The sequence below is a fragment of the Actinocrispum wychmicini genome (genome assembly GCF_004345645.1).
Classification (GTDB): Bacteria; Actinomycetota; Actinomycetes; order Mycobacteriales; family Pseudonocardiaceae; genus Kibdelosporangium; species Kibdelosporangium wychmicini.
The window spans coordinates 658,933-684,597 of record NZ_SLWS01000004.1; the positions used below are offsets into that span (position 1 = coordinate 658,933).

24 protein-coding genes are annotated in these 25,665 nt (G+C 68.7%); 14 read left to right on the forward strand and 10 right to left on the reverse strand.

Going from position 1 to position 25,665, the window contains the following annotated elements; all coding sequences use genetic code 11:
* The first annotated feature begins 9 nt into the window (after positions 1-9).
* Complete coding sequence (locus EV192_RS21005) at positions 10-942, forward strand: alpha/beta fold hydrolase (RefSeq protein ID WP_132117836.1); 933 nt, start codon at positions 10-12, stop codon at positions 940-942.
* Here EV192_RS21005 and EV192_RS21010 read toward each other — a convergent pair.
* Positions 935-2,182 carry an ankyrin repeat domain-containing protein gene (locus tag EV192_RS21010; protein ID WP_132117838.1) on the reverse strand — a complete coding sequence of 416 codons (1,248 nt, stop codon included), beginning with the start codon at positions 2,180-2,182 and terminating at the stop codon, positions 935-937. The two genes, EV192_RS21005 and EV192_RS21010, sit on opposite strands and share 8 nt — an antisense overlap.
* 127 nt (positions 2,183-2,309) lie before the next feature.
* Positions 2,310-3,116, reverse strand: coding sequence for a PaaX family transcriptional regulator (locus tag EV192_RS21015; protein WP_132117840.1), 807 nt, complete (start codon positions 3,114-3,116; stop codon positions 2,310-2,312).
* Between the two features lie 532 nt (positions 3,117-3,648).
* Between EV192_RS21015 and EV192_RS21020 the strand changes: the two genes are divergently transcribed.
* Positions 3,649-5,910, forward strand: a complete 2,262-nt coding sequence (locus EV192_RS21020) for a putative Ig domain-containing protein (protein ID WP_132118288.1) — start codon at positions 3,649-3,651, stop codon at positions 5,908-5,910.
* A gap of 64 nt (positions 5,911-5,974) precedes the next feature.
* On the opposite strand, the gene EV192_RS21025 is transcribed toward EV192_RS21020, so the two are convergent.
* The 3 genes from EV192_RS21025 to EV192_RS21035 all read right to left on the reverse strand — a co-directional run bounded on the left by EV192_RS21025 (position 5,975) and on the right by EV192_RS21035 (position 10,081).
* Positions 5,975-7,990 carry an Ig-like domain-containing protein gene (locus tag EV192_RS21025; protein WP_165960520.1) on the reverse strand — a complete coding sequence of 672 codons (2,016 nt, stop codon included), beginning with the start codon at positions 7,988-7,990 and terminating at the stop codon, positions 5,975-5,977.
* 282 nt (positions 7,991-8,272) lie between these two features.
* Positions 8,273-9,364: a TIGR03118 family protein gene (locus tag EV192_RS21030; protein ID WP_132117844.1), complete on the reverse strand. Its 1,092-nt coding sequence runs from the start codon at positions 9,362-9,364 to the stop codon at positions 8,273-8,275.
* Between the two features lie 72 nt (positions 9,365-9,436).
* Complete coding sequence (locus tag EV192_RS21035; protein WP_132117846.1) at positions 9,437-10,081, reverse strand: TetR/AcrR family transcriptional regulator; 645 nt, start codon at positions 10,079-10,081, stop codon at positions 9,437-9,439.
* Between the two features lie 86 nt (positions 10,082-10,167).
* Between EV192_RS21035 and EV192_RS21040 the strand changes: the two genes are divergently transcribed.
* A complete protein-coding gene (locus EV192_RS21040; protein ID WP_132117848.1) occupies positions 10,168-10,548 on the forward strand; it encodes a nitroreductase family deazaflavin-dependent oxidoreductase in 381 nt (126 codons plus the stop codon).
* A 12-nt stretch (positions 10,549-10,560) separates the two neighbouring features.
* Positions 10,561-12,294, forward strand: a complete 1,734-nt coding sequence (locus EV192_RS54840) for a GNAT family N-acetyltransferase (protein WP_207926161.1) — start codon at positions 10,561-10,563, stop codon at positions 12,292-12,294.
* On the opposite strand, the gene EV192_RS21050 is transcribed toward EV192_RS54840, so the two are convergent.
* The 4 genes from EV192_RS21050 to EV192_RS21065 are packed head-to-tail and all read right to left on the reverse strand — an operon-like array spanning position 12,251 to position 14,645.
* Positions 12,251-12,988 carry an AMP-binding enzyme gene (locus EV192_RS21050; protein WP_132117850.1) on the reverse strand — a complete coding sequence of 246 codons (738 nt, stop codon included), beginning with the start codon at positions 12,986-12,988 and terminating at the stop codon, positions 12,251-12,253. The two genes, EV192_RS54840 and EV192_RS21050, sit on opposite strands and share 44 nt — an antisense overlap.
* Positions 12,989-13,028: 40 nt before the next feature.
* On the reverse strand, positions 13,029-13,493 hold the full coding sequence (locus EV192_RS21055; RefSeq protein WP_132117852.1) for a DUF5994 family protein: 465 nt from the start codon (positions 13,491-13,493) through the stop codon (positions 13,029-13,031).
* Positions 13,494-13,504: 11 nt separating this feature from the next.
* Complete coding sequence (locus tag EV192_RS21060) at positions 13,505-13,729, reverse strand: hypothetical protein (protein WP_132117854.1); 225 nt, start codon at positions 13,727-13,729, stop codon at positions 13,505-13,507.
* A 19-nt stretch (positions 13,730-13,748) separates the two neighbouring features.
* Complete coding sequence (locus EV192_RS21065; RefSeq protein WP_424923371.1) at positions 13,749-14,645, reverse strand: acyl-CoA desaturase; 897 nt, start codon at positions 14,643-14,645, stop codon at positions 13,749-13,751.
* A gap of 330 nt (positions 14,646-14,975) precedes the next feature.
* Here EV192_RS21065 and EV192_RS21070 point away from each other — a divergent pair, with 330 nt between their 5' ends.
* Complete coding sequence (locus EV192_RS21070; RefSeq protein WP_132117858.1) at positions 14,976-16,226, forward strand: FAD-binding oxidoreductase; 1,251 nt, start codon at positions 14,976-14,978, stop codon at positions 16,224-16,226.
* Here the strand turns inward: EV192_RS21070 and EV192_RS21075 are convergent.
* Positions 16,189-16,656: a MarR family winged helix-turn-helix transcriptional regulator gene (locus tag EV192_RS21075; protein WP_243726968.1), complete on the reverse strand. Its 468-nt coding sequence runs from the start codon at positions 16,654-16,656 to the stop codon at positions 16,189-16,191. The genes EV192_RS21070 and EV192_RS21075 overlap by 38 nt on opposite strands.
* A 62-nt stretch (positions 16,657-16,718) precedes the next feature.
* Between EV192_RS21075 and EV192_RS21080 the strand changes: the two genes are divergently transcribed.
* From EV192_RS21080 to EV192_RS21120, 9 genes are all read left to right on the forward strand, one after another.
* Positions 16,719-17,456 (forward strand): DUF4386 domain-containing protein, encoded by a 738-nt coding sequence (locus tag EV192_RS21080; protein ID WP_243726969.1) that lies wholly within the window; start codon positions 16,719-16,721, stop codon positions 17,454-17,456.
* Entirely contained in the window at positions 17,453-18,226 is a 774-nt protein-coding gene (locus tag EV192_RS21085; RefSeq protein WP_132117862.1) for an SGNH/GDSL hydrolase family protein, read from the forward strand. Before EV192_RS21080 ends, EV192_RS21085 begins: the two co-directional genes overlap by 4 nt.
* Positions 18,227-18,276: 50 nt before the next feature.
* Complete coding sequence (locus EV192_RS21090) at positions 18,277-19,350, forward strand: hypothetical protein (RefSeq protein WP_132117864.1); 1,074 nt, start codon at positions 18,277-18,279, stop codon at positions 19,348-19,350.
* Positions 19,351-19,554: 204 nt separating this feature from the next.
* The gene (locus EV192_RS21095; protein WP_132117866.1) at positions 19,555-21,009 is read left to right on the forward strand and encodes an MDR family MFS transporter; all 1,455 of its coding nucleotides are present in this window, start codon (positions 19,555-19,557) and stop codon (positions 21,007-21,009) included.
* 116 nt (positions 21,010-21,125) lie between these two features.
* On the forward strand, positions 21,126-21,881 hold the full coding sequence (locus EV192_RS21100) for a CPBP family intramembrane glutamic endopeptidase (RefSeq protein WP_207926162.1): 756 nt from the start codon (positions 21,126-21,128) through the stop codon (positions 21,879-21,881).
* Positions 21,882-21,945: 64 nt separating this feature from the next.
* Entirely contained in the window at positions 21,946-22,338 is a 393-nt protein-coding gene (locus tag EV192_RS21105) for a GntR family transcriptional regulator (protein ID WP_165960521.1), read from the forward strand.
* Positions 22,335-23,216, forward strand: coding sequence for an ABC transporter ATP-binding protein (locus EV192_RS21110; protein WP_132117870.1), 882 nt, complete (start codon positions 22,335-22,337; stop codon positions 23,214-23,216). The genes EV192_RS21105 and EV192_RS21110 overlap by 4 nt, the downstream gene beginning before the upstream one ends.
* On the forward strand, positions 23,213-24,202 hold the full coding sequence (locus tag EV192_RS21115; protein WP_132117872.1) for an ABC transporter permease subunit: 990 nt from the start codon (positions 23,213-23,215) through the stop codon (positions 24,200-24,202). Before EV192_RS21110 ends, EV192_RS21115 begins: the two co-directional genes overlap by 4 nt.
* A gap of 263 nt (positions 24,203-24,465) precedes the next feature.
* A complete protein-coding gene (locus EV192_RS21120; protein ID WP_207926163.1) occupies positions 24,466-25,485 on the forward strand; it encodes a hypothetical protein in 1,020 nt (339 codons plus the stop codon).
* Positions 25,486-25,665: the final 180 nt, after the last annotated feature.

A 25,665-nucleotide genomic window follows, 5' to 3' on the forward strand; every position in this document is an offset into this window, starting at 1 on the left:
GTGGCGGTCATGGAACAAACGAGCGCCAGGACACGGGGATGGCGGACGTGGAGTCGACGGCGGCGGATCACGGTGCTGGCAGGCGGCGTGCTCGTCGTCCTGCTCGCGGCGAACACGGTGGCGGTGCTGACCGAGACGGCCGAGGCCGGCGGGGGGGGGGGGCAGATCGTGGACGGTATCCACGTCGTCCAGGACGGGCCGCCCGGTGCGCCCACAGTGGTGCTGGTGCACGGCCTCGCTGGCTCTACCGCGTGGTGGGAGCCGGTGATGCCCGCCTTGCGGGACCGGCATGTGGTGCGGGTGGACCTGCTCGGGCACGGCGGATCGGCCAAACCATCCAGTGGCTACGGCATCGCGGAGCAGGCCCGCCGGATCGGGGCCGTGCTCGACCGGCTCGGGGTGCGCCGCGCGACCGTCGTCGGGCATTCGACCGGCGGCACGGTCGTCACGGCTTTGGCCGAGCAGCGGCGCGATCTGGTGGCGGCGATCGCGGTGATCGACATCGGGCCGCGGATGGCCGCGTTCACCGACGACAGTGTGGTGGGGCGCTTGGTCGGCGTGCCGGTGATCGGGCAGCTGCTCTGGCGACTGCGCTCGGACAGCACGATCCGTGACGCGCTGGGCTCGGCGTTCACCCGCCCGGTGCGGGTCCCCGACCAGATCGTCGCCGACATCCGAGGGATGACATACCGCAGCCTCACCGAGACCGACCAGGCCTCCACCGCGTTCCTGGCGGAACGGCCGATGCCCGACCGGCTCGCCGACCTCGGCCGGCCGACCCTGGTGATCTTCGGCTCCGAGGACAAGCGGTGGCAGCCGTTCGCCGTCCAGGAGTACCGGCGGGTGCCCCAGGCCCGGATCGAGATCCTCGACGGTGTCGGCCACACCCCCATGTTCGAGGACCCCGACACGACAGGTGCCCTGCTGCACGACTTCAGCTGAAGCCCGTCGGACGGTGTTCGAGGAGCGCCAGGATGTCGTGCCGGCGGTGATAGCGGGCCGCGCCGGCGGCCGTGCTGTGGAACCTCGGCTCGATCACGCCGAGGTCGGGGTCGCTGCCGAGCAGGAGTTCCACGACGGCGCGGCGACCCAGGCCGGCGCTGTAGATGAGCGCGTACTCGATCATGTGGTCCGCCGCCAGCACCGGGCCGCGTATTCCGATGCGCTGCGCGGTGATCCGCCCGCGATCGCGGAGGTAGCCGGTGACCAGGGGCAGGTCACCGACGGCCGCGGCGAAGACAAGGTTGTCCACCCGGGCGCCGCAACGGGCCAACGCGTCCACCGCGGGCGGGTATCCGAACGTGATGGCCGTCCACAGTGGAATGCCGTCCTCGTCGAGGCCGTTGGGATTGGCGCCACCACGGCACAGTTCCTCGACCAGAGCGGCCTGCACCCCGGCGTTCGCCGGATGCGCCGACGAGACCAGCAGGCCCAGGGGTGTGGACCCGCCGTACACGTCGCACATCGCGTCCGGGTCGCCGCCGTGGTGCAGCAAGATCCGCATCACCTCGGCCGCGTTGCGCGGTGACTGCCATTGCCTGCTCCATTCGACACCGTTGGCGGTGACATAGTGGACCAGCGTGGCGTGGTGTCCGAACGGGGAGCGGGCCGACACCAACTCCGGGTGGGTGGTCAGCAACGCGCGCAAGGCATCCGGTTCGCCGGACACGATCGCGTCGACCGCGGCTTCGAAGTGCGGGTCGACGGGCCGGTCCCGGTCAGGGACGGCGGCCCAGTCGGCGAAGCCGTGCTCGCGGGCGATCGCCGCCCGGACGTCGTCAACGGTCACCGGCGAACCGGTCAGCAGCACGGCGACCGCCGGGTGGCCGTCGAGATGTGCCTGCCAGAGCAGGTCGACGCGGTGGTCGAGGACCTGTCCGACCGTGCTCGGCTCGCCGCTGTCGGCCCGGAACAGCAGGTCGATCGCGTGCAATGCCTGGGCTTGTGGCGTCAGTCGCAGGTGCTGGACCAGACGCGCCCACGAAGCGAACCCGTACTCGCGCGCCACCACCACCTGGGCGTCGGCGAGACGAACACGCTCCAGCCGTTCGCCTCGGGGGTGGCTTTGCCGTACTCGGGTCACTGCCTGGTCGTCGCCGGCCTGCCATGCCGCCAGCAGGGTTTTGGCCTGTTTGCGGATGTTGGCGAGGTTCGGACGATGCGGCAACGGGTATACCGGCATGACAGTCTCCTTCCGATGACTGCCTGCGCCCGTCGCCTCAGGCCGAAAGAAGACCGATACCAGCGTTCTCGTCACGGGTGGGCTTGGCCCTGTCCACGGGCAGGCGGCGCCCCGCAGCGCACGCCGCTCACTCTAGCTTGAAAGTGCGGAAAAGGGAGAGGTCCGGCGTGCGGCTGCGGATCGCCGCCCATGCCTCCCGGAAGTCGTGCCTGAGCCGGACCGGTGGCCACGGGTCGGATCTCAGTTCCAGGGGAAGGAGCGGGTCGTGCTCCAGTGCTTGGGTGAAGGCTTCAGCAAGGCGAAGAGCCGTCGCGACGAGTTCGGTGGAGGCGTTGAGGACGTCGCCGCTGAGTAGGTCAGCGAGCGGTTTGTATGCCGCGATGGTTTCGGCCGCGGGCCACAGGCGTTCCGCGGTGGACTCGGGATCGGTGAAACCCGGTCCGGTCAAGCGCGTGGCTTCGGCGATGATCAGGTAGGAGCCGACGGTCTCCGCCGAGGTCGCCTGGATGAGTTCGGGCAGGAGATCGTGCGGGCTCACGTAGACACCGGGTGTCAGCGCCGCGCTGCCAAGCCGTGTCAGCGCGGTGTGCAGCGAGTCGCGTTCCGCCCGTCGCGGTTCGGGCGCGGAGAACGTGTAGAGACGCCAGAGCCCGTTCCATGGCATGCGGCCGGCATCTTGCGCGGCCGCGAACGCGACGAGCCGGACATCCGTGTCCGACCGGAGCCTGCCGGCATCGGTGAGCACGAGCCGGCCTTTCCGGACATGTCCTTCCTGCCTGAGGACGCCGGCCGCGGCCAGCCGGAGAATGGCCAGCCGCACCGGCTGGTCCCGCAGGCCGACTGCTGTCGCGACGCGGTACACCCGCTCGAGCGACGCGACGCCGTTCGGATCGAAACAGGCCTCGATGACCGTTCTCGGCTCGATTCCTTGCATTTCAGGCGCTCTTCCAAGGATCGCGAGATCTGGCTGTACTCATCACGCCTCCGCAGATCAATTGTTGCCGGATCCGTATGGTGGATAGTGCCACCGTATCGGGCGTCGGTTGTACCGGGCCAATTGGCAACGGCAGTGGCACCGTCGCCAAGACCCCCGCCGGCCCCACTCCTCCACCAGCACCGTCCACTGTAGCCGGCCACCTGTCCGAAAAGGACATGCCGATAGTGGACGACTTCGGAGAGTTGCCTTTGTGACACTCAGTAAGCTCCGGTTCGCGCCGACAAACCGACGATGGACTCTTGCGCGAAGCGCCGATCCGGTCACCCTCGCCCGGCCGTGAGCTGACCCCCGTGAAGGTCTGAACCACCGAATAGCCCGATGTGCCGACGCCGTTTCGCTGGGACTGCTCCGTTCGGAGGCATACGAACGGCCCATATGTTGCCGGATGGTATTGACGGCATTGAGGTCTAGACCTTTACTTCGGTCACCACTTCCCTGCCTGAAGGGTGGCACACACATGTCATTCCGGATGTTTCGACGAGCGGGACTCGCGGCAATAGCCGGTGTCACGCTCGTGGCCGGTGCCGTTTCGGCCGTCGCGCCCGTCGCCGCGGCGCAGCCGGCAGCACCCGCCGCGCCCAGTGCGCTCGCCAGAGCGGCTGACGCGGCGTCGGGCCTCGTCGCGAGTAGGCCGGCCGAGTTGCATGCCAGTGCGAACGACACGTTCGTGCAGCAGCAGGCGATCGCCGGCGGCGCTGGGCTGAGCTACGTGCCCTACGAGCGCACCTACAAGGGCCTGCCCGTGGTCGGCGGTGACTTCGTGGTGGTCACCAACGCCGCCGGGCAGGTGCTCAACACGTCGGTCGCCCAGGACCAGACCATTGACCTGGCCGTCACCACCGCGGTGGTGCGCAAGGAAACCGCTGAGTCGACCGCGCTGCGGCAACTGGTGCGGGCGGACCGGGTGGTGAGCACCCGGCAGGTCGTGTTCGCGCTCGGCACGCCGCGGTTGGCCTGGGAGTCGACCGTCGTCGGTGCCGACAAGGACGGCCCGAGCCGGCTGTCCGTGGTGGTGGACGCGCTGACCGGCGCGGTCCTGAACACCCAGGAACACGTCATGAAGGGCGACGGCAACGCGGCCTACAACGGCCCGAAGCCGGTCCACCTGGACACCACCAAGCAGGGCAACAACTTCCTGCTGCGCGACCCGGCACACCCGAGCGAGCAGTGTCAGGACCTGGCGAACAACACCACGTTCACCAAGACCACCGACACGTGGGGCAACGGCAACGCCACCAGCAAGGAAACCGGCTGCGTCGACGCCTTCTTCGTGCTGCAGACCGAGAACAAGATGCTGACGCAGTGGCTGAACCGCAACAGCTTCGACGGCAACGGCGGCGGCTGGCCGGTGCGGGTGGGCCTGAACGACCTGAACGCCTTCTACGACGGCAGCCAGGTCCAGATCGGGCACAACCAGCAGAACCAGTGGATCAGCTCGCTTGACGTGGTCGCCCACGAGCACGGCCACGGCATCGACGACCACACCCCGGGCGGCATCTCCGGCAGCGGTACGCAGGAGTTCGTCGCGGACGTGTTCGGCGCTTCCACCGAGTGGTTCGCCAACGAGCCGGCGCCGTTCGACACGCCGGACTTCCTGGTCGGCGAGACGATCAACCTGGTCGGCTCCGGCCCGATCCGCAACATGTTCAACCCGTCACAGGTCAACAACGACCCGAACTGCTACTCGAACGCGATCCCGGGCACCGAGGTCCACAAGGCCGCCGGCCCAGGCAACCACTGGTTCTACCTGACCGCCATGGGCAGCAATCCCACCAACGGCCAGCCGACCAGCCCCACCTGCAACGGTTCCCGGGTCACCGGCCTGGGCGTGCAGACCGCCGTGACCATCTTCTACAACGCCATGTTGCAGAAGACCGCCGGTATGTCCTACCTGCGGTACCGGACCGCGACCCTGCAGGCCGCCAAGAACCTGACCCAGGGCGACTGCACCAACTTCAACACCGTCAAGGCCGCCTGGGACGCCGTGAGCGTGCCCGCTCAGCCCGGCGACCCGACCTGCACCCCGACCGGTGGCAACCCGGTCGTCACCAACCCGGGTGCGCAGAGCACGGTCGTCAACACGCCGGTCAACCTCCAGCTGAGGGCGACCGGTGGTACTGCGCCGCTGCACTGGACCGCGACTGGCCTGCCGGCCGGTTTGTCCATCAGTGACGGTGGTTTGATCTCCGGTACGCCGACCACGGCGGGTTCGAACAACGTGACCGCCACCGCGACCGACAGCTCGAGTCCTGCTCGCAGTGGTTCGGCTTCGTTCGCGTGGACGATCACGCCGCAGAACAACGATGGCCCGACCGTGAACAACCCGGGTGCGCAGAGCACGGTCGTCAACACCGCGGTCAACCTCCAGCTGACCGCGACCGGTGGCACCGCGCCGCTGCACTGGACCGCCACGGGTCTGCCCGCTGGTTTGTCCATCAGTGACGGTGGTTTGATCTCCGGTACGCCGACCACGGCGGGCTCGAACAACGTTACCGCCACCGCGACGGACAGTGCTTCCCCGGCACGTAGTGGATCGGCCTCGTTCTCGTGGACGATCACACCGCAGACCGGCGGCTGCCCCGATCCTGAGTGGAATGCGAGCACCTCGTACGTGCCGAACGACCGGGTCAGCCACAACGGTCACAAGTGGCTGTCCACCTGGTTCTCCACCGGTGCCGAGCCGGGCGCCCCGCAGTCCTGGGCCGTCTGGAGCGACCAAGGCGCCTGCTGATTCCTTTTGTTCGCACTGAGTAGAGCCGTGTTGGCCGTGAACCCCGGCCAACACGGCTCCACTGTCAGCAGTTGTGGATATCGCTGGTCGCCGAGGCGATCGTGGTGTCGAGCAGGCCGAGGGCCTTGATGTGCACCGCGTTCACGGTCAGGCCCTGGTCGGCGCCAGCCACCGGGGTCTGTTCGTTGAACACAAGTTGCACCCCGAGCACGGTCACCGTGGTGTTCGGCGCCGGGTGCAGGTCGACGTTCACCGGGATGCCGCCGACCGAGATGGACGTGATCGTCGCCTGGCCCGACGAACCCGCGCACGTGGTCTGCGACGAGGACTGGGCCACACCGACCTGGATCACCGGCAGGCCGAGCACACCGACCCTGGCGTCTTGCAGCGACGCGGTGGCTGTCGACTTACCGGGGTTGAGGGACGTGACCACCTTGGCGCACAACGTGTGTGCGGTGATCAGCCCACCGATGGTCGCGACGCAAGGCGGTGCGACGGTGGTCGCGCCCGCGGTGGAGACCGATCCGGTGTCCGGGGTGGGCGAGATGCCGACCAACCCGCTGGACGCCAAGCCGTACGCGCGCCCGGTCAGGTACTGGAATCGCAACGTGGCAGCCGCTGACGCCGGCAGGTAGAAGGCGTCACCGGCGAACACGGCGGTGACCGGGACGGTGGTGATCACCACCGGCTGGTTCACCGACGCGATCGTGCACGACGCGGCGCCAGCGGCATTCGTTGTCCCCGTGCAGGACTGGGCCGATCCGCCTGTGCCAATGGTGAACGTCACCGTACGGCCGTTGATCGGGGCGGTGCCGTCCTCCTTCAGTACGCCGGACAGCGTTATCGGTTCACCGTTGGCCGCCCTTGTCGGTCCGGTGTAGGCAAGGGTCGTTTCCTCAAGGGTCACCGTGAAGGTCGCGGTCGCGCTGGCGTCGGTGTCGGTCGCGTCCCCGGCGAAGCTGGCGACCAGCGGGTACGGACCCGCGGGTTCACCTGGTGTGAGCGAGCATGACGCGGCACCGCTGGCGTTCGTTGTCCCTGAGCAGGTTTCCGCGCCGTTCAGGGTGAACGTGACCGTGCGGCCCGGCAGCGGCCCCTGGCTGTCGGTCAGGACCGCCGCGACCGTGGCCGGGTCGTTGAAGTCGCTGGTGGTGGCGCCGCCGGTGATCACCAACTGCGCGTGTCTGCGTTCCCACAGCACGTTCACGGTGTTCGACGTGATGGTGCCGGCCGGGTTGGTCGTGGTGGCCACCACGGTGTCGGTGCCGGTGGTCGTGCCGGTGTAGGGGAACGACGCGACGCCGTTGACATCTGTGACCCCGGATCCGGTCGTGCCCGCGTTGGGTCCGCTTTGGACGGTGAAGGTGACGGGCGCGCCCTGCAGGCCGGTGCCGCAGGTGTTCTGCAGGGTGGCCTGGACGGTCGCCGGCGACCCGATCGGCTGCGTCTGGGTGGGAGGCGCGAGCGTCAGCGTGGCGCCCGGACACGGCACGCTGCCGATCGAGGTCCACTGGGTGGACTCGTTGGACCCCGGCGGGCAGGACGCGAGGTCGACGCCGCCGGTGTTGAGCACCTGGCCGCTGTCCGTGAAGGTCTGGACCACCCCGTTGACCGACAGGTCGATCTGCGGGATGACGCCGGACTGGTCGCAGTGCCCGGCCCACTCGGTGCCGTTCGGCCCGATGTCGGACGTGTCGAAGAATCCCGCGCTGTTGTCACAGCCGTCCGCGGCACCGGTGGCCGTCTGGGTGACGACCAGTTGTTGGTGCTCTTGCAGAACGGTGCCGTGCGGCCACATGTCGAATGTGCACGTGCTAAGTCTGATATGTACGAAATCGATGGTGACCGCGCCCGGTGAATTGTTGACGAAACGCGCCGCGCCGGCGTCGAAAGTACAGTTCGCGTGGCAGCCCGCGAACACGACATCGGGCGCGCCGTCCCAAGGTGTCGGGAAGTGCGTGACGTTCGCGCGCAAGGTGTCGGCGTAGCCGACGAACACGTCGACGCTGGAAGGCGCCGCGGTCGCGGTCGCGGCCGGGAGCGCGACCATTGAGGCGACGGCAAGCAAGGCCGTTCCCACCCAGGCACCGAGCCTGGGTAGGAACGACCGACAGCCGGTGACTGCTGAACTCACATCTGACCCCTCGTAAGTGCTGAAGTGATCCATTCTCGGAAGGGATCACCGGCAGGCGAATACCTGACCAGAGGCGGATTCGCGAGGGGCGACGATTTCGTTCCAGCCGTGTGTCGGCTTCACTCCAACGGCGGCGACAGGTGAGTTATTCTCACTCACCTGTCGCAATGACGAACAACATATTCGTTCGCGAACGAATCGCGGTGTGTCGATTTCCGGCGAAATTGCTCAGTGGGCCGGCTGGATCAGGCCGACCAGGCCGTGTGCCTCGTGGTCGGTGCCGGCGCTGAACCACAGGCTGTCGGCGCCGCCGGACGCGGCGGTGCCGGGTTTGAGGTCCCACAGGCCGGCGATGGCGATCGGCTTGTGCTTGGCGTCCCGCAGCGATCCGTGGAAGTGGCCGGAGCGCGCGTCGAAGGCGTTGATCCGGCCGTCGCCGAAGTTTCCGACCAGCAGGTCGCCCGCGAGCCGACCGAAACTCGCCGGCGCGATGGCCAGACCCCACGGGGCGTTCAGTGCGCCACGGCTCGCGACTCGGTGGTGCACAAGGCCGAACACGTCGAACCGGTCGACGAAGCCCAGTCCGCGGCCGTCGACCTCGTCCTGGCGGTCGGCGTCCTGTTTGGCGTACGCCACGTAGACCACGTCACCGAGCGCGGCCACGTTGAACGGGGCGTAGCCCCGGGGCAGGGAGCGGTCGCGGTAGAACACGTCGGGCAGGGCGACGCGGTGGAAGGCCTTGTCGAACACGTCGATCCGGCCGTGGTGGAAGTCCGCGGCCAGCAGGAACGGTCCGATCTTGGTGTGCAGCAACGCGAGTCCTTTGTAGACCGCGCCGGGCACGTGCGCCTCGGTGATCGCGGCGGTCCGGGACGCGGTCGGGTTCCACGCGGTCAGGTCACCGGCTTCGCTGACGAACATGAACGCGGCGGGGCCCGCGCCGCCCGGTCCGGTCACCACGAAGTCGGTGGTGTCGTTGAACACCTGGCCGGTCGGCGCGCCACCCGGGACGGACACGGTCAGTCCGGCCTTGGTGACCGGTGTCCCACCGGCACCGCCGGGGTAGATGGTGGCCGTGTTGGTCCCGTTGTTGGCCACCCAGAGCGGGCCGGTCGGGGACAACGCCAGCCCCCACGGGTTGACCAGGGACGCGTCCACCAACGGCGCCCGGCCCGGCAGGTCGGAGATCAGATCCAGTTCGGCGAACGCCGAATGGGCCGATTCCGGCTGCGCGACCGCCGGCACGGCGGCCAGCACCGGAACCGCGAGGACCACGGCGGCGAAAAGCGTGATACGTCTGGTAAAAGCTGGAATGTCCATGCCCGTAACGCCTCCTGGCAAGGGCTTTCGACAGTGGGGACGCAGTCAATACGCCGCCGGCCACCGATGAGTTCACCGCTGCCGGCGGGCTTCGAGCGCGTCCAGAATCAGGTCCAGGCCGTAGCCGAACTCGTTCGTGTGGTCGTAGCCGGGCCGCAGCGCGTAGTCGACGATCACCTCGGTGAGGTATGGCAACTCGTTCGCGGGCAGGTGTTCGAGGATGCCGCCGGCCACCTGCTCGATGTCGTTCGGCGTCGCTACAGGCAGGTTCGTCTCCTGGAGAACGAACCCGCTGATGTAGCTGTCGATGAGCGAGACCGCGTGCACGGCCAACGGGAGCGTGAATCCCGCCTCTCGCAGGACGCCGAGCACGGCGTTGTGGTGGAGGAGCGTCGCCGGTCCTGGGGTGCGACGGGAGTCCATCAGCCCAAGAGCCCAACTGTGCCGCGACAGCACCGAACGCGCGGAGCAGGCGCGTTCACGGATCGCGTCGCGCCAGTCGCACTCGGGTTTGGGGAGTTCGATCGCCGCGAACACCGTGTCGATCACGCCGTCGAGGATCGCGTCCTTGTTCGGCACATGGTGGTAGAGCGACATCGCTTCCACGCCGAGTTCCTGCGCCACCTTTCGCATCGTTATCGCTGCCACGCCGCCGCGGTCCGCGACCCGGATCGCGGCCTCCAGGACACGGCCTTTGCTGAGCGGTTGCCGTGACATGCGGGCTCCAAGGGGTCGACGTGTTGACGATCTTACACCTGTAAGGCATCCTTACAAGTGTAAGGCGACTCAAGGGAGGGTTCCTGATGCCGATGCCGAGATGGTGGGGGCACATCAACAAGCGGGTGTTCAACCCGCGCGCGATCGCGAGCGGGAAGTGGCCGGTGCTGACGCACGTCGGCCGCACCTCAGGCCAGACGTACCGCACGCCGCTGGACGCGCATCCGGTCGACAGCGGCTACTTGTTCATCCTGGTGTACGGATCGGGCTCGGACTGGGTGCGCAACATCCTGGCGGCGGGCAGCGCGCGGCTCCGGGTCAACGGGAAGGACATGGAACTGGCCGCGCCCCGTCTCGTCGGGAAGGACGAGGCGTTCCAGGCCCTCGCCGACGACGTGGCACGCCCACCGAAGATGCTCCGCATCACCGAGTTCCTCCGGATGGACCTGACCGTGGGGCGGCCGTGAGAGCATCCCGACGTGAGAGATCTGACGCTGAGGGCGGCGCGGCCGGACGAGGCCGACGCGCTCAGCGAGCTGACCCTGCGTTCCAAGGCGCACTGGGGCTATGACGCGGCGTTCCTGGCCGGCTGCCGGGACCAGCTTCGGTTGCGCCGCGCGGAGATCGTCGAACGGCGCACGGTGGTCGCTGAGCAGGCCGGAACGGTCGTTGGTGTGGCCACATTGGACGGTCAGCCGCCGGATGGTGAACTCGGCCTCTTGTTCGTGGAGCCGGACGCGATCGGCGGCAGCGTGGGGCGCGTGCTGTACCGGCACGTCTTGGCGGAGGTAGGACGGCTGGGGTTCAGTCGGCTGACGATCGAGTCCGACCCGCACGCCGAGGGGTTCTATCTGGCGATGGGGGCGGAGCGCGTCGGCGTCGCCGAGAGCGGCTTGCCTGTGCTGGTGGCCTGGCCAGTTCGGCCGGAGCCGTCGTGGTCAGTGGTGTGGAGCGCGGGCGGGCAGACGGTTCTGGTCGGGAACGTCGCGGAGTTCAACGGCCAGTTCGCCGGCGGTGTGCGGGGTCCTGACCACTATTCCTGTCTGACCGCGTTCTGCGGTCCGCGCCCGGCGATGATCGTCCTGCCGGAACAGGTCGGCCAGTGGTGGGTGCGGGAAGTCGGTGCCGTACTGGGCTGGGGCGAGGTGGAGGTGCACAGTGGGGTCGCCGGTGACGGCCGGGTGTCGGAGGCCATCCTGACCCGGCCGGACCTGGTGGAACGACTCACTTCGCAGGGGGCGCCGGTGCTGCCGTGGGGGCGGACGGCGGTGTTCGACCCGATCGCCCCCACCCCAGACGGTGTACTTGCGGCCATCAGCCGGTACGAGTCCAAGAGGCACGCGCACGCGTTGTTCCGTGACCTGGCTGGCCATCCGGGAATTGTCGTGCCCGAGCAACGGCTGGTCGCCTCACGTCGCGCGTTCGCCCGGGAGTTGACCGGACGGGCGGTGTTGAAGAAGGAGTACGGCGTCGGCGGGTCCGGCACGCTGATCGTGTCCCCTGAGACGCCAGGGCTCCGGGCCGTGACGCGGCGATGGGGTGGCGTGCTGCTGGTGGAGGAGTACGTGGAAGGAGCAGGCCCGCACCGTAATCCTACCTTCGACGCCGTCATCGGCCCTGATGGCGCGGTGCACCCCGTCGGTGTCGGGCTGATGGACATCGACGAGACGAGCTATCAAGGAGTCACCGTCGGCGCTGTGCCCGATTCACTCGCCGCCACGGCCACCGGGTTCGGGGTGGCGGTGGGCGAGGCGTTGGCCGCAGAAGGCTACAGGGGTTGGTACGACGTCGATTTCGTCACCGACCGGTCCGGTCGCCTCGCGCCCGTGGAGATCAACCTGCGGCTCACCGGGCCGGCGGTCGCCTTCCACATCCAGGCTGGGCTGGACCGGTTGCGAGGCGGGCGGCACGTCGTCCGTACGCTCGACCGGCTGCTACTCGGCGCACGCCTGCCCGAGGGGGCGTTGCGTGACCACCTCGCCGGTATCGTCGAGCGATGTCGAGTGCTCGGTGCGACCTTGCTGGTCACCATCCCCACCGCCGCGTTCGATCCCGTCCCGTACCTGGGTGTGGCGATCGCGGCCCGCACCACGCAGTCCGTCGACGAGGCGGAGACCGCTGTCCGCGACGCGAACGCGGCCCTGGGTGAGATGTTCGGCGATCTGCCGGTCAGTCCACGCGGCGCTCGCGGATCACGAAGGCGACCAGGATGACCGCGGCGATCATCAGGGTGATGTTGAAGCCGTAGACGAGGGCGGCCTGCCGGCCCCAGTCGGTCTTGCTGGCGAGCCGGTAGAAGTTGTCCTGCGGCCACCAGGAGATCAGCAACCAGACCACCGACAGATGAGCGAGCGTGGTCAGCCACTGCGGCCGGCCCAACCGCCGCAACCGCCTGCGCCCCATGAACAGAAACGCGATCCCCACCCCGAACGCCAACCATTCGGCCAGGTAGAGCCCACTGAACAGGGCGGCATACGGTTGCGGCACCAACGACAGGTCGGTGGACCCCGGCCACAGCCCGTCGGTCAGCAGAAACGCCAACAACGCGAAGATCAGCGCGACGACCACCGTGACCACCCACAGCTGCCCGTCGCCGAGATCGGACCACGCCATCTTCCCGCCAGCCGCCTGTCCCGGCAGCACGGGCAGGGGTAAGCCGTCGCGGTCCACCTCCCCGGAACCGGTGCGGGGCAGGCTGTCCACCGGGATCACGGCCTGCGGGATCCGGCTGGACCGCATTCGGGGAGCCGACAGGAACGCCCTGATCTCGGCCGGAAGGACTCTCCCGTCGGCGACGACGTACGCGACGAGGGTGTTCTTCCGTGGCCCGGTCGGAATCCTGGTGACCACACACTCCCGCACTTTCGGATGCCGGCGAAGTTCAGCCTCGACGTCGTCGTAGTCCATCCCCAAATCCTAGGGCCACCGTCCACGCGGGCGAAGTGTCCTAACGGGACGCGCGCCACCAGTGTCCGGTGAAGGTGGCGGGCTCGTCCGCGGTTCGGATCGCCCCGCAGGCCGCGAGGATGTCGCGGGAGAGTCCGTTCTGGGTGACCGCCGCGGCCAACGCGGCGTACCCGGTGTGCTCGATGGCGTCCGGCGGCACGACCAGCAGGCACAGCACACCCGGTGCCGTGCCGGTGATCCGAAGACTGTACGGGTCCAGGCGGGTGAATCCCTCAAGCCGGACGACGCGGCCGTCGACGGTCATGTGCCTGGCCAGCAGACCCCAGTTGTCGGGGTTGTACCGGATTCTCGTCACCCCACCTGTTCGGACGGCCAGGTCGCGGGCGAGCCCAGGCAGCTCGGCCGCCAGGTCCGTCGAACGGGGCCACCAGCCGCCGTCGAACCGGCTGGGCGGCGCCGTGTCGGCCCTGAGGTTGAGCCGTGATGATCTCGGTGGGTTCGTCATGTCCGGCGACGTCAGTCTGGTTGTCTCAGACGCGGCTGCGGCCCACCGGCTGGCGTTCGGTGGGTGGGGCTCAGGCCGAGCATCGCCAGTAGTGTCCGGCAGTCGGCCGCGTCGATGGCGTGGCTGGTGACGGTTCGCGTCGCCATGTCGCGTTGGCGATCCTCCTCGGCCGCGGCGTCCAGGCGGCTCTGGGCGAAGTCGCTGACGGTGGTGTTCGGTCCCTCGTGTGCGGTCATCGGCAGCTCTCCTTGGGACTTAGTGCTGCCGGGCGAGTTTGGCCAGGCGCTGCGGCGTGGGCCAGCGGACGTTCCACACCCAGCCGAGCTTCTCGAACAGCCAGATGGTGCGGGCGGAGATGTCGATCTGGCCGCGCAGGACGCCGTGCCGGGCGGAGGTGGGGTCGGCGTGGTGGGTGTTGTGCCAGGACTCGCCCATCGACAGGATGGCCAGCGGCCAGAAGTTGGCCGAGCGGTCGCGGCTGGCGAACGGGCGGTCGCCGATCATGTGGCAGATCGAGTTCACCGACCACGTCACGTGGTGCTGGAACGCCATCCTGGCCAGGCCGGCCCACAGGAATCCGGTCAGCACACCCCACCACGACATGGTGATCAGGCCACCGAGCAGCGCGGGGGAGAGCAGGCTGACCGCCGCCCACAGCGGGAACAGCCGGTCGACCGCGCGGATGTCGCGGTCGGCGGCGAGGTCGGGGGCGAACCGTTCGATGTTGGTCTTGTCCCGTTCCAGCAGCCAGCCCATGTGGGCGTGCCAGAAGCCCCTGGCGACGGCGACCGGTGACGTGCCGAACAGCCACGGCGAGTGCGGGTCGCCCTCGCGGTCGGCGAACGCGTGATGCCGCCTGTGGTCGGCGACCCAGATGGTGACCGGTCCCTGCATGGCCAGGCCGCCCGCGATCGCCAGGGCGATCCGCAGGGGCCGGCGCGCCTTGAAGGCGGCGTGGGTGAAGTACCGGTGGTAACCGACGGTGATGCCCAAACAGGACACCACGTAGAGCGTCGCGGCCATGGTGAGGTCCAGCCAGCTGACACCCCAGCCCCACATCAGCGGGACCGCGGCGAGCAGGACGAGGAACGGCACCACCAGGAACGTCCTGATGGTCAACGTTTCGGCCAGCGTGCTCCGGCCGGCGAACATGGGTTTGCCCGGTGGCCGGACAGGACTGGGAGACGTGGTGGTCATGCGGTGCTCATCTCGGTATCGCTACTGGCTGCCCGAGATAGTGGCTTCGGTCTGCCCGCAGATCGGCATTGTTCCGTGCTGAAGAACCGAGAAGGTGGACCAGGGGTGAACGATGTTCACCGTCGCGTCGGCCACTCTCGCCAGCATCGGCGTCGCACTGTCTCGGCACCCTGGACTGTACCCCGGATGTTGTTCGTGACACCTTCCCGAAGTATTTCGGGCAGTGTGTCGATCCGCTGTGCGGCCGTTCGACTTAGGGGTGACCTGACCGGAAAGGACATCCCGATGACCCAGCAGCTGGCCGCCCGCCGTGCAGACCTGTTCCGTGGCCCCGTGCATCGCCCCGGGGACGCGGCCTACGACACCCAGCGGGCGTCGCTCGACCCGACGTTCGACGCCCGGCCAGCCGTGATCGTCGAGGCGACCGGGCCGGCCGATGTGCGGGCGGCGGTGACCTGGGCGCGGGCGAACGACCTGCCGATCGCGGTGCAGTCGACCGGGCACGGCACGCGGGTCGCGTCCGACGGCGGCCTGTTGCTGAAGACCGCTCGGATGGCGACCGTCCAGATCGACCCGGACCGGCGGATCGCCAGGGTCGGCGCCGGTGCGGTGTGGGGTGACGTGCTCGCGGCGGCGGCCCCGTACGGCCTGGCGCCGGTGTCCGGGTCGTCGCCGACGGTCGGCGTGGCCGGCTTCACCCTGGGCGGCGGGCTCGGGCCGCTGTCGCGCGCGTACGGCCTCGGCGCGGACAATCTGGTGCGGATCGACCTGGTTACCGCGGACGGCGAGCCGGTCACGGCGACCCCGGACGACCGGCCCGAGCTGTTCTGGGCGGTGCGCGGTGGCGGCGGCAACTTCGGGGTGGTCACGTCGATGGAGATCCGGCTGCACCCGGTGACCAAGGTGTACGCGGGCCAGGCGTTGTTCCCGATCGACCGCGCGGCGGACCTGCTGGCTCGGTACCGCGACTACGCGCCGGTCATGCCGGACGAGCTGACCTGCACGATCGCCCTGGTCGGCGGGCACGTGGCGGTCCGGGCGACGTACGCGGGCGACGCCGCCACCGCCCGGCGGGCCCTGCGGCCGTTGAGCGCCGGGATCCCCGTGCACGACACCTTCGCCGAGGTGACGGTCCCGCAGGCGAGTGTGCCCGGCACCGCTCCCCGCCAGTTCGACTTGTTCGCGGCGATCCCGGACGGCCTCATCGAGTCCCTTGTGGACGTTCCCGGCGCGGTCGAAGTCCGCTACTGGGGCGGCGCGATCGGTCGCTTCGAGGGTCCGGCCGGACACCGTGGCGTGCCGTTCTCCATCGCGGTGGACGGCGCGGCCGAATGCCTGCGGCCATACGCCACGGGCGGCTCGTTCCTGAACTTCCTGCACGACCCGCACGCGGTGGAGACGGCCTACACGGCCGCCGACTACCAGCGCCTGCGCGCGGTCAAGGCCGCGTACGACCCGTCGAACGTGTTCCACCGCAACATGAACATCCCACCGGCGGTCAGGGGCGGCGGTATCCGGGGTGCACTCCTGGGGTGAGTCCCTGCTGGTCGGCGATGAGTTCGAGCAGGCCCATCAGGTGGGTGCGCTGGAGGTCGGTCAGCGCCGTGCAGATTTCGCCTTCGTGGGCGGTCGCGACCTGCCGGATGCCGGCCATGACCTCGCCCGCCTTGTCGGTGAGGTGTAGTTCATAGTTGCGGCGGTCCTCCTTGCTGCGGCGCCGTTCCACCAGCCCGGCCCGGTCCAGCGGGTCGATCAACGCGGTCACCCGGCTGGGCACCACACCCAGTTCCGCGGCCAGCGACTGCTGGCTGCGGCCGGGTTCGACGGCGATCATCCGCAGCAGTCCGACATCCACCGGGGTCAGTCCAAGCTCACCGATTCGTTCGGCGAAGCGGTTAGCGGCGTGCGCGCCGAGCTGGGCGAGCAGGAACGCGACACCCCCAAGCTGTTTGCGAGAACCGGTCACGGCGGTTACCGTACTGCATAGAGAACGATTCATCGCTATGAATGATTCATCGAGGAGAAGTGATGACGGACCAGTTGGACTACCGGCGCGACGCCGGACCAGATCCACGGGCAGGTGATTCCAGGCCGAGCGGCCCGCGTGGGCAAGGTGGCCCACCTCTGGGCGTGCTTGCCGTCGTGTTCACGGCGTTGTTCGTGGCCGGGCTCGTGCTCAGCGTTGTGCTCGCTGGCGGGGCGACGTTCCCGTCGCCGTTCGGCCCGGTCGCCGACACCCTCGCCTACTTCCGCGACCACCAGTCCGCCGTGCAGGTCAGCGCGCTGTTCCAGTTCGCCGCCGCGATCCCGTTGGCGATCTACGCGGCCACCGCGACCGCGCGTCTGCACCGGCTCGGTGTCCGCGCCCCCGGAGCGTTCATCACGCTGGCGGGCGGGCTGCTGGCCGCGGCGTTCCTGGCCGGCTCGGGGCTGGTCACCTGGGTGTTGTCCCGCCCTGAGGTCGCGGGCGAACCCGCGCTCGTGCGGGCGTTGCAGGATCTGGCCTTCGCCACCGGCGGACCCGGCCATGTCGTGCCGCTCGGGCTGCTTGTCGCCGGCATCGCGGTTCCCGGCATGCTCGCGCGGCTGCTGCCGCGGTGGCTCACCGTGGCGGGGTTGGTCATCGCCGCCCTGGCCGAGTTGGCCACGCTCACCCTGCTGGTCTCCGACGCGGCGTTCCTGCTCCCGATCGCCCGGTTCACCGGCCTCGCGTGGCTGGTCATCGCCGGTTTCCTGCTTCCCCGCACCCGAAAGGAACGCTCATGACCGCCGCACTCACCGCCCGACTGGTCCGGTTCCAACGGCCCGATCGGTCGATGCCGTACCTCCAAGGGCTGGACGAGGCCCGGATCGCCGCGTTGTTCGGCCTCACCCTGGACGAGTACCAGGCCCTGCTGTCGGATTTCGCCGACCAGGTCCGGCAGGCCGCCGAGGACCTGCTCGGCGAGCCCGACTTCGCCAACGCGGTGGACCGGTTGCCGGACAGTCGGCACATCGTCGCCCTGGGCGAGAGCACGACCGCTGACCGGCTGTCGTGGGTCGAGATCCTGCGCCAGGTGCTGGCCGTGCACCGCCCCGATGTCCGGGTGACCAACCTGGGTGTGTCCGGATCCACCACCACCCAGGCGCTGGCCCAGGTGCCCGCGCTGGGGTTCCTGCGCCCCGACTGGGTGCTGTGCATGCTCGGCTCCAACGACGCCCAGCTGCTGAGCCCGGCCGGGCCGACGCTGGTCAGCCGGGACGAGACCGAACGCAACCTGCGGACGTTGCGGGACCTTGCCGGACCGGTGGCGTGGACCTGGCTGACACCGTCCGCTGTGGACGAAGAGCGGGTGCGCGCGTACCCGCACTTCCAACGCGCCGGGATCGGCTGGACCAACAAGGACATCGACGCCACCGCCGAATTCCTGCGTGCACTGCCTGATCCCACCGTGGACACCAGGTTCGGCGGCCACCCGGAGTTCCTCCTCGAGGACGGCGTGCACCTCACCCTCGACGGGCACAAGGCGGTGGTCCGCGCGTTCGTGTCGGCGTAACCCGGGCGTGTATTCGCTTGTGTCGATCCACTTTTCGAAAGAGGAGACACGTGCGAAAACGACTCACGCACGCCCTTGCCCTGCTGGGGGCGCCACTCATGCTCGCGACCACCGCCACCACCGCCGCGCACGCGGCCGCGGCGACTCCCGTCCACTACCAGGTGACCATGATCAGAGCCGCGAACGGTGCGTTTGGCAACCTGCCGTTCGCGCTCAACGCCGCTGGCCACACCGCTGGCATCGGCTCGTTCCCCGGTCTCGGCGCCCAGACCGGGTACGTCAGCACCGACCCGGCGCACCTGACCGAACTGCCCGGCGTCGCGCCCAACGACCCGACCCTGGCCCACGCCAGCGAGGCGTTCGGCATCAACTCGTCCGACACCGTCGTCGGCACCGCTTACGAGACCCTGCCTGTCCGGCAGACCGCGGTGGTCTGGCACAACGGCGTGCCGACCGACCTGCACATCCTGCCCGCGGACGGCCAGGTACAGGCGCGGGCGGTCAACGACGCCGGCCAGATCGCCGGCACCGGGTTCGACACCGGTTCCGCCTGGCTGTACCAGAACGGCACGACCACTGTCCTGCCGGCGCTGCCCGGCGGCCAGGCCGCCGAGGCGTTCGGCATCTCAGCGGACGGCCAGGTGCTCGGCCTGTCCTCGACCTCCAACGACCTGAGCAAGGCCGAGGCCACCGTGTGGCGCGGCGGCACCCCACGCGACCTCGGCTCGCTGCCCGGCAGCACGTGGTCGGAGGCGCACGCCATGAACCCGGCCGGGACCGTGGTCGGCGCGGCCGGGGTCGGCGGCGGCGAGTTCGCGCCGCGGCACCCGGTGGTCTTCGCCGGCGGCACGGTGACCGACCTGTGGCCGGACCTCGGCGGCAGCACGTCCGGCACGGCCAACGCGATCAACCGGGCCGGCACGATCGTCGGTGACGGCCGCGCCGGCTGGGTGTACAGCAACGGTGTCCGCACCGACCTCACCACGCTGATCCCGGCGGCCAGCGGCCTGACCATCACGGCCGCGTACGGCATCAACGACGCCGGCCAGATCGTGGCGTCCGCCTCCCCGGTGGGCAACCACCGCCAGCGGCTGGCCGTCCTGCTCACCCCGGTCACCAGCTGACCACCACCGGGGTGCGAGCCCCCTGACCTGGTAGAATGTCCAGGTCAGGGGGCTTGGGGTGGCATCCGAAATTCAGGTGAGATCGGCACTGGAGTGCGCAAGACTCGCCAGATCGATGAGTTTTGTCGGACCCCTAGGTCTTAATAGGTGTCCACGACCGTGCCGCCAGGCGACGCTCACCCAAAGACCAGCGAGGTGCTCTCCATGTCAGCTGTAACCCCGGAACGACCAGCCGTGCGGGCCGGTCGGACGCCCACTGTGGTGCGGCTGCTCGTGCTGGCCACCTTCGTGGTGATCCTCAACGAGACCCTGATGATCAACGCGATCCCGCGGCTGATGGATTCGTTGAAGATCACCGAGCAGGCGGCGCAGTGGGTGTCCACCGCGTTCATGCTCACCATGGCGGCCGTGATCCCGGTCACCGGCTGGTTCCTGCAAAGAGTCACCACCCGCCAGGCCTACGCGATCGCGATGAGCGTGTTCCTGATCGGCACCGCCATCTCGGCCGTCGCCCCGGTCTTCGAGGTGCTGCTGTTCGGCCGGATCGTCCAGGCGTCGGGCACCGCGGTGATGATGCCGCTGCTGATGACCACGTTGATGACCGTGGTGCCGGAGCAGGACCGGGGACGTGTGATGGGCAACGTCACCCTGGCCATCTCGGTGGCGCCCGCACTCGGCCCCACGGTGTCCGGGCTGATCCTGCAGGCCGGCTCCTGGCGGCTGCTGTTCGTGGCCGTCCTGCCGATCGCTGGCCTGGTGGGCTTCTTCGGGCTGCGCAAGGTGGAGAACATCGGCGAGCCGCAGGTGAGTTCCATCGACTGGTTCAGCGTCGTGGTGGCCGCGCTCGGCTTCGGTGGCCTGGTGTACGGCCTGAGCCTGTTCGGTGACGTCACCAGCAACACCGGGGTGAACATCGGCATCGTCGTCGCCGGTGCCGTGGCCATCACCGTGTTCGTGATCCGCCAGCTCAAGCTGCAACGCGACGGCGCGCCCCTGCTGGACCTGCGCACCCTCAGGCAGCGCACGTACACGCTGTCCCTGGCCATCATGGCGATCGGGTTCCTGGCGATGATGGGCTCGATGATCCTGCTGCCGCTGTACCTGCAGAACCTGCGTGGCCTCAGCCCGTTGGAGACCGGCCTGCTGGTGATGCCGGGCGGTCTGGCCATGGGCCTGCTCGGACCGACCGCTGGCAAGATCTATGACCGGTTCGGCAGCCGGCCGCTGGTGCTGCCCAGCGCGATCGGCATGGTGCTCGCCCTGCTCGGCCTGACCCAGGTTTCGGCGACCATGCCGTACTGGCAGGTGCTCGGCCTGCACGTACTGCTGATGCTGAGCCTGGCGGCGATGTTCACGCCGGTCTTCACCCTCGGCATGGGCGCGCTTCCGCCGCACCTGTACTCGCACGGCAGCTCGATGCTCGGCACGTTCCAGCAGGTCGCGGCGGCATTCGGCACCGCGCTCACAGTCACCGTCATGTCGAGCCGGGCCACCCATCTGGTCGCCGACGGGGCCGCCCCCGTCCCGGCCCAGATCAGCGGGCTGAGTCTGGCCTTCCTCGTCGCAGCGGTCATCGCCCTGGTGACGGTCTTCATCGCGGTGAAGCTGCCGAACCGCCTCCCGCACACCGACGGCGCGGAGGCGTCGGCGCACCACTGACGCACCACCTATGGCTGGCCTCACCTGGGTTCCGGTGGTCCGCCGGATCGAATCGAGCGATCCGCGCGAGCATTCTCGACGCCGACAGAGAGCGTTCGAGCCACTAGGAGACCCAGGTGAAGTCGGCTATCGGCACGGAAGTCCGGCAGTACTCCCGTGCGGCGGTGTTGGCGGTGTGGCTCGCGGCGGCGGCGCCGATGGGGGTGCTCGCCTGGATCGTGACGCCGGCGGTGGCCGGTCCCGGCGCCACCGACCGGCGGTCCGCGGTGACGCTGATCGTCGCCCTGACCGTGGGGTTGATCTGGCAGTGCGTCCTGGTCGTCGCGCTTGTGGCGCGCGAGCAGCGCAGCCTGCGTTGGCCGGTGTTACGTGACGCGCTCTGGCTGACGCCGCCGTCGAATTCGACCGGTCGGCGTGGCGGCCGGCTGTGGCTGTGGACGGTGCCGTTCGTCGTCGGCTTCGCCGCGCTCCAGTTCGTCCCGTTAGAACTGTCCGGACCGTCCACTCACGACTTCGGCAAGTTCCTGTCGTCAGCCGAAGGTCATGACGCCCTGCGGGGCAACTGGGGTCTGTACGTCCTGATCCTGGTCTTGTTCCTGTTCAACACCGTGCTGGGTGAGGAACTGCTGTTCCGCGGGTTGTTGCTGCCACGGATGCGCGGCGCGTTCGGCCGGGCCGACTGGATCGTCAACAGTGTCATCTTCGGTCTTTACCATGTGCACCAACCGTGGTCCATCCTGGTGAGCGTGTTGGCCGGGCTGCTCTTCGCCTATCCCTCTCGACGCTTCCGCAGCGCGTGGCTGGGGATCACCGTGCATTCCGCGCAGAGCGTCGTCTTCGCCGTGATCGCACTGACCATCGTCGTTTCGTAGCCTCCTTGCCGTCTGTCTGACTATGACCCTATAGTACTAGTTAGATAGATAAATGGAGGAAGTCGTGATCGAGTTTCATCTGGACGGCAAGTCGGGTCTTTCGCCGTACCAGCAACTGGTCCGGCAGGTGCGGCACGCGCTGCGGTTGGGGCTGCTGCATACCGGCGACCAGTTGCCGAAGGTCAAGGACGTGGTGGCGGACCTGGCGATCAACCCGAACACTGTGCTCAAGGCGTATCGCGAGCTGGAGCACGACGGGCTGGTCACCGCCCGGCCCGGGGTCGGCACGTTCGTGACCGCGACGCTGCCGGGCACGTCGCCGGCCGAGTTCGGCCCGCTGCGCCAAGATCTGCGGCGCTGGCTGGCCAAGGCCCGCCGGACCGGCCTCGACGAGGAGAGCATCGAGGCGTTGTTCATGACCACCTTTCGTGCCGCGGCCAGGGAGGACATAGCGTGACCGTGCTGCGTGCCCAGGGTGTGGGCAAGAAGTACAACCGCAAGTGGGCCTTGGCCGGCTGCACGTTGGAGATCGACGCCGGGCACGTGACCGGTCTTGTCGGCCCGAACGGCGCCGGCAAGTCGACGCTGCTGAACATCGCGTCCGGCATGCTCAGGCCGACCACCGGCACGATCGAGGTGTGCGGCGGCGTGCCGGGCAGCGGTCCGGCGCAACTGGCCAAGGTCGGTTACGTCGCCCAGAACACGCCCGTCTACTCGGGCCTGACCGTCGACGAGCACTTACGGCTCGGCGCCCGGCTCAACCCGGGATGGGACCACGACCTGGCCGCCAAGCGCGTCGAGCGGATCGGGCTGGACCCGAAGCAGCAGGCGGGCAAACTGTCGGGTGGCCAGCGCGCGCAGTTGGCGCTCACCCTCGGCATCGCGAAGCGTCCCGAGCTGCTGTTGCTCGACGAACCGGTCGCCGCGCTCGACCCGTTGGCGCGCAGGGAGTTCTTGCAGGACCTCATGGAGGCGGTCGCGGAGCACGGGCTGTCGGTCGTGCTGTCCTCGCACCTGGTTGCCGACCTGGAACGGGTCTGTGACCACCTGGTCGTCCTGGTGGACTCCCAGGTCCGGGTCGCCGACGACGTCGAGCACCTGCTCGCCACCCACCACCGGCTGAGCGGCCCGCGCCGCGACCTGGACACCTTGCCCGCGGACCAGCAGGTCGTCTCCGCGCGCCACACCGACCGGCAGACCACGGTCGTGGTGCGCAGCGACGCGCCGATCCTCGATCCCGTGTGGACCGTCGGTGAGCTCACCCTGGAGGACCTGGTCCTGGAGTACATGAGCAACCCGGTGACCGTCCGCCCCGCCCTGGAGGTGCTCCGATGACGTGGTTGACCTGGCGCCAGTTCCGTATCCCGGCGGTGTCGGTGTACGCCGGCCTGGCCGTGATCGGCGTGATCCTGGCGATCACCGGCCCGAACCTGGTGGGCCGCACGGACTTCTCCGACGACGAGACCATGTACGGCGGCACGATCCTGGCAGTGTTGTTGTTGCTGGCCGTCGTCGGCGTCTTCTGGGGCGTCCCCATGATCACGCGTGAGCTGGAGACCGGCACACACAGCCTGATCTGGAACCAGAGCGTCACCCGTCAGCGTTGGCTCAGGACGAAGCTGGGCTTCGGCGGGCTGACCGCGATGGTCGCGGCGGGACTGCTGAGCCTGGCGGTCGGCTGGTGGGCCAGTCCGATCGACGCGTTGGCGGCTCAACAGTCGGGAAGCGGCATGCTGACGCGCATGTCGCCGGTGGTGTTCGTCGCGCGGGGGATCGTCCCCATCGGATACGCCGCCTTCGCGTTCGTCCTCGGGGTCGCGGTCGGGATCGTGTTGCGTCGCACAGTCGCCGCCATGGCCGTCACCCTGGTGCTGCTCGCCGCTGTCATGGTGGCGGTCCCGCTCCTGATCCGCCCCTACATCGTGCCCGCGACAACGGACCTGGTCGCGATCAAGGACTCGAACATCGTCCAGATCACCGGGAACAGGGCGGGCGTGGTGGAGTCGCTGGGAGTGGCCAGGCCCGCGGGTGCGTGGGTGCTGGCCAACGAGACCCTGGACGCCGCCGGAAACGTGGTGACCCCGCTGCCCGCGGTGGTGCAGAACTGTCTGCCGAAACCAGGTTCGAAGGATCCCATGCCGAGCCGGCAGAGCGTCACCCAGTGCATGGGGCAATTGTCCGACCTCGGCTACCGCCAACGCCTGATCTATCAGCCGGGCAGCCATTTCTGGCCGCTACAGTGGATCGAGACGGCGCTGCTCCTCCTGTTGTCGGCGCTGCTGACCGTGTTCTGCTTCCGGCGGATTCGCCAACTGTCCTAGTCCTGGATCGTGGAACCGTCTCAACAGAGACACAATCCCGTGTAAGTGCGGGATCGCGCAACTGTTACAGAAATGTCGGTAACGATTCGCATGGTTAGCCTCCAGTGAGGTTGATTAGGCCGAGTAGGTGAACCATGTTGCGCTGAGTGACAATTGTCGGTGTTCGTGCCATACCATCCCGGGAAACCGCACATGTCTCATCGGGAGAAACGCACGCGAGCGGGCTCGCGTGAATTCGGCGCGAATGTCGAGGTGTCATCAGAGTGTTCAGCAATCGTGGTCGGTCCGAGGCAGTGGCGCGACTACGGGAACTCACCGGGAGAGGGCTGCTCGCCGACTGGATGGCGACGGCGGCGCCGGCCGACCGGGCCGGCGTCTACCAGGCTCTTTACCAGGTCGCCTGGCCGATTGTGTTCGACATGACGACCCGTGGCATGGAACTGCGCCGCGGTCACACCGACTGTGCGCGAGGTCTGCCCTGTTTGAAAGCGGAATGCCTGGACAGATTTCACGACGACGTGGTAGCGGTGGTGGACGGCGCGATCCGTCGTGGTACGACAAAAGTTCAGAGCCTGGAGGCGTGGATAGTAACCATCACGAATTCCGCGACTGTTGACGGCCATCGACGGCGTCGCGGTGAACGAGGTGCGTTGCAGCGGCCGCGGGTGCCGAAATGGCTGGCCAGCGAACTCGCCGGGGACCAGTGGCTGCTCGACCTGGCGGTCCGGATCCTGGTCTGGGTCGGCCTGCCCGGCACCGCCGGCACCGATTTGTGGCCGTGGGACAGTTGGGCCGAACAACGGGTGACAATGACCCGCGACTGGACGCACAGCACGCCGGAAACCGTCCGGGACGAAGTCGATCACGTGCTCGACCGGATGCGGACCCGGCCCGAATGGTTCGCGGCGCACGTCGAACGGCCACTGAGCCGCAAACAGGTGCCGACGGCCGGTCAGCCCGACGACACCCCGCTCGCCCTGGTGGGACAGCACGAGATCGACGACGCGCGGCTGATGGCGTTGGCCAGGGTGGCCATCAGGGTGATCAAGACCCGGCTGCGGCACGGCCAGGATCCCCGCTCGGTCGTGCCGTCCGTCCTCCGGCTGGTGTTCTGCGGCGACCAAGCGGGCACGTGGTTCGACCGGGCACCGCACGACGCGCCGTGGGAGGACGAGTGGCTGGCCGACCGGCTGGCCAACGAGATGACAGCCGGTCGGATCACGGTGGCGGTCATGGACATCGTCACCGAGGGCGCCCGTGATCTCCATCAGCGGGCTGGTTAGGTCGTGTTTCAGGTGTCCCGGTCGATGAGAGCCTGCCCCGGCCGGAGGCCGAAATCGGGCTTCCGCGGGGCGGTTCCTGGCGTCGCCGGCGGGACGCCGCGAATACTGGTTGTCTTTGGGCGTTCCGCCGGTGGCGCCAGGGACCGCATCCGGCCCGGCTATCGCGATCGGGACACCTGA

What these genes read in the sequence shown, in the direction of transcription:
- EV192_RS21005 (WP_132117836.1), top strand. Translation starts at nt 10, where the DNA reads ATGGAACAAACGAGCGCCAGGACACGGGGATGGCGGACGTGGAGTCGA.
- EV192_RS21010 (WP_132117838.1), bottom strand. Translation starts at nt 2,182, where the DNA reads ATGCCGGTATACCCGTTGCCGCATCGTCCGAACCTCGCCAACATCCGC.
- EV192_RS21015 (WP_132117840.1), bottom strand. Translation starts at nt 3,116, where the DNA reads ATGCAAGGAATCGAGCCGAGAACGGTCATCGAGGCCTGTTTCGATCCG.
- EV192_RS21020 (WP_132118288.1), top strand. Translation starts at nt 3,649, where the DNA reads ATGTTTCGACGAGCGGGACTCGCGGCAATAGCCGGTGTCACGCTCGTG.
- EV192_RS21030 (WP_132117844.1), bottom strand. Translation starts at nt 9,364, where the DNA reads ATGGACATTCCAGCTTTTACCAGACGTATCACGCTTTTCGCCGCCGTG.
- EV192_RS21035 (WP_132117846.1), bottom strand. Translation starts at nt 10,081, where the DNA reads ATGTCACGGCAACCGCTCAGCAAAGGCCGTGTCCTGGAGGCCGCGATC.
- EV192_RS21040 (WP_132117848.1), top strand. Translation starts at nt 10,168, where the DNA reads ATGCCGATGCCGAGATGGTGGGGGCACATCAACAAGCGGGTGTTCAAC.
- EV192_RS21050 (WP_132117850.1), bottom strand. Translation starts at nt 12,988, where the DNA reads ATGGACTACGACGACGTCGAGGCTGAACTTCGCCGGCATCCGAAAGTG.
- EV192_RS21055 (WP_132117852.1), bottom strand. Translation starts at nt 13,493, where the DNA reads ATGACGAACCCACCGAGATCATCACGGCTCAACCTCAGGGCCGACACG.
- EV192_RS21060 (WP_132117854.1), bottom strand. Translation starts at nt 13,729, where the DNA reads ATGACCGCACACGAGGGACCGAACACCACCGTCAGCGACTTCGCCCAG.
- EV192_RS21065 (WP_424923371.1), bottom strand. Translation starts at nt 14,645, where the DNA reads ATGTTCGCCGGCCGGAGCACGCTGGCCGAAACGTTGACCATCAGGACG.
- EV192_RS21070 (WP_132117858.1), top strand. Translation starts at nt 14,976, where the DNA reads ATGACCCAGCAGCTGGCCGCCCGCCGTGCAGACCTGTTCCGTGGCCCC.
- EV192_RS21080 (WP_243726969.1), top strand. Translation starts at nt 16,719, where the DNA reads ATGACGGACCAGTTGGACTACCGGCGCGACGCCGGACCAGATCCACGG.
- EV192_RS21085 (WP_132117862.1), top strand. Translation starts at nt 17,453, where the DNA reads ATGACCGCCGCACTCACCGCCCGACTGGTCCGGTTCCAACGGCCCGAT.
- EV192_RS21095 (WP_132117866.1), top strand. Translation starts at nt 19,555, where the DNA reads ATGTCAGCTGTAACCCCGGAACGACCAGCCGTGCGGGCCGGTCGGACG.
- EV192_RS21115 (WP_132117872.1), top strand. Translation starts at nt 23,213, where the DNA reads ATGACGTGGTTGACCTGGCGCCAGTTCCGTATCCCGGCGGTGTCGGTG.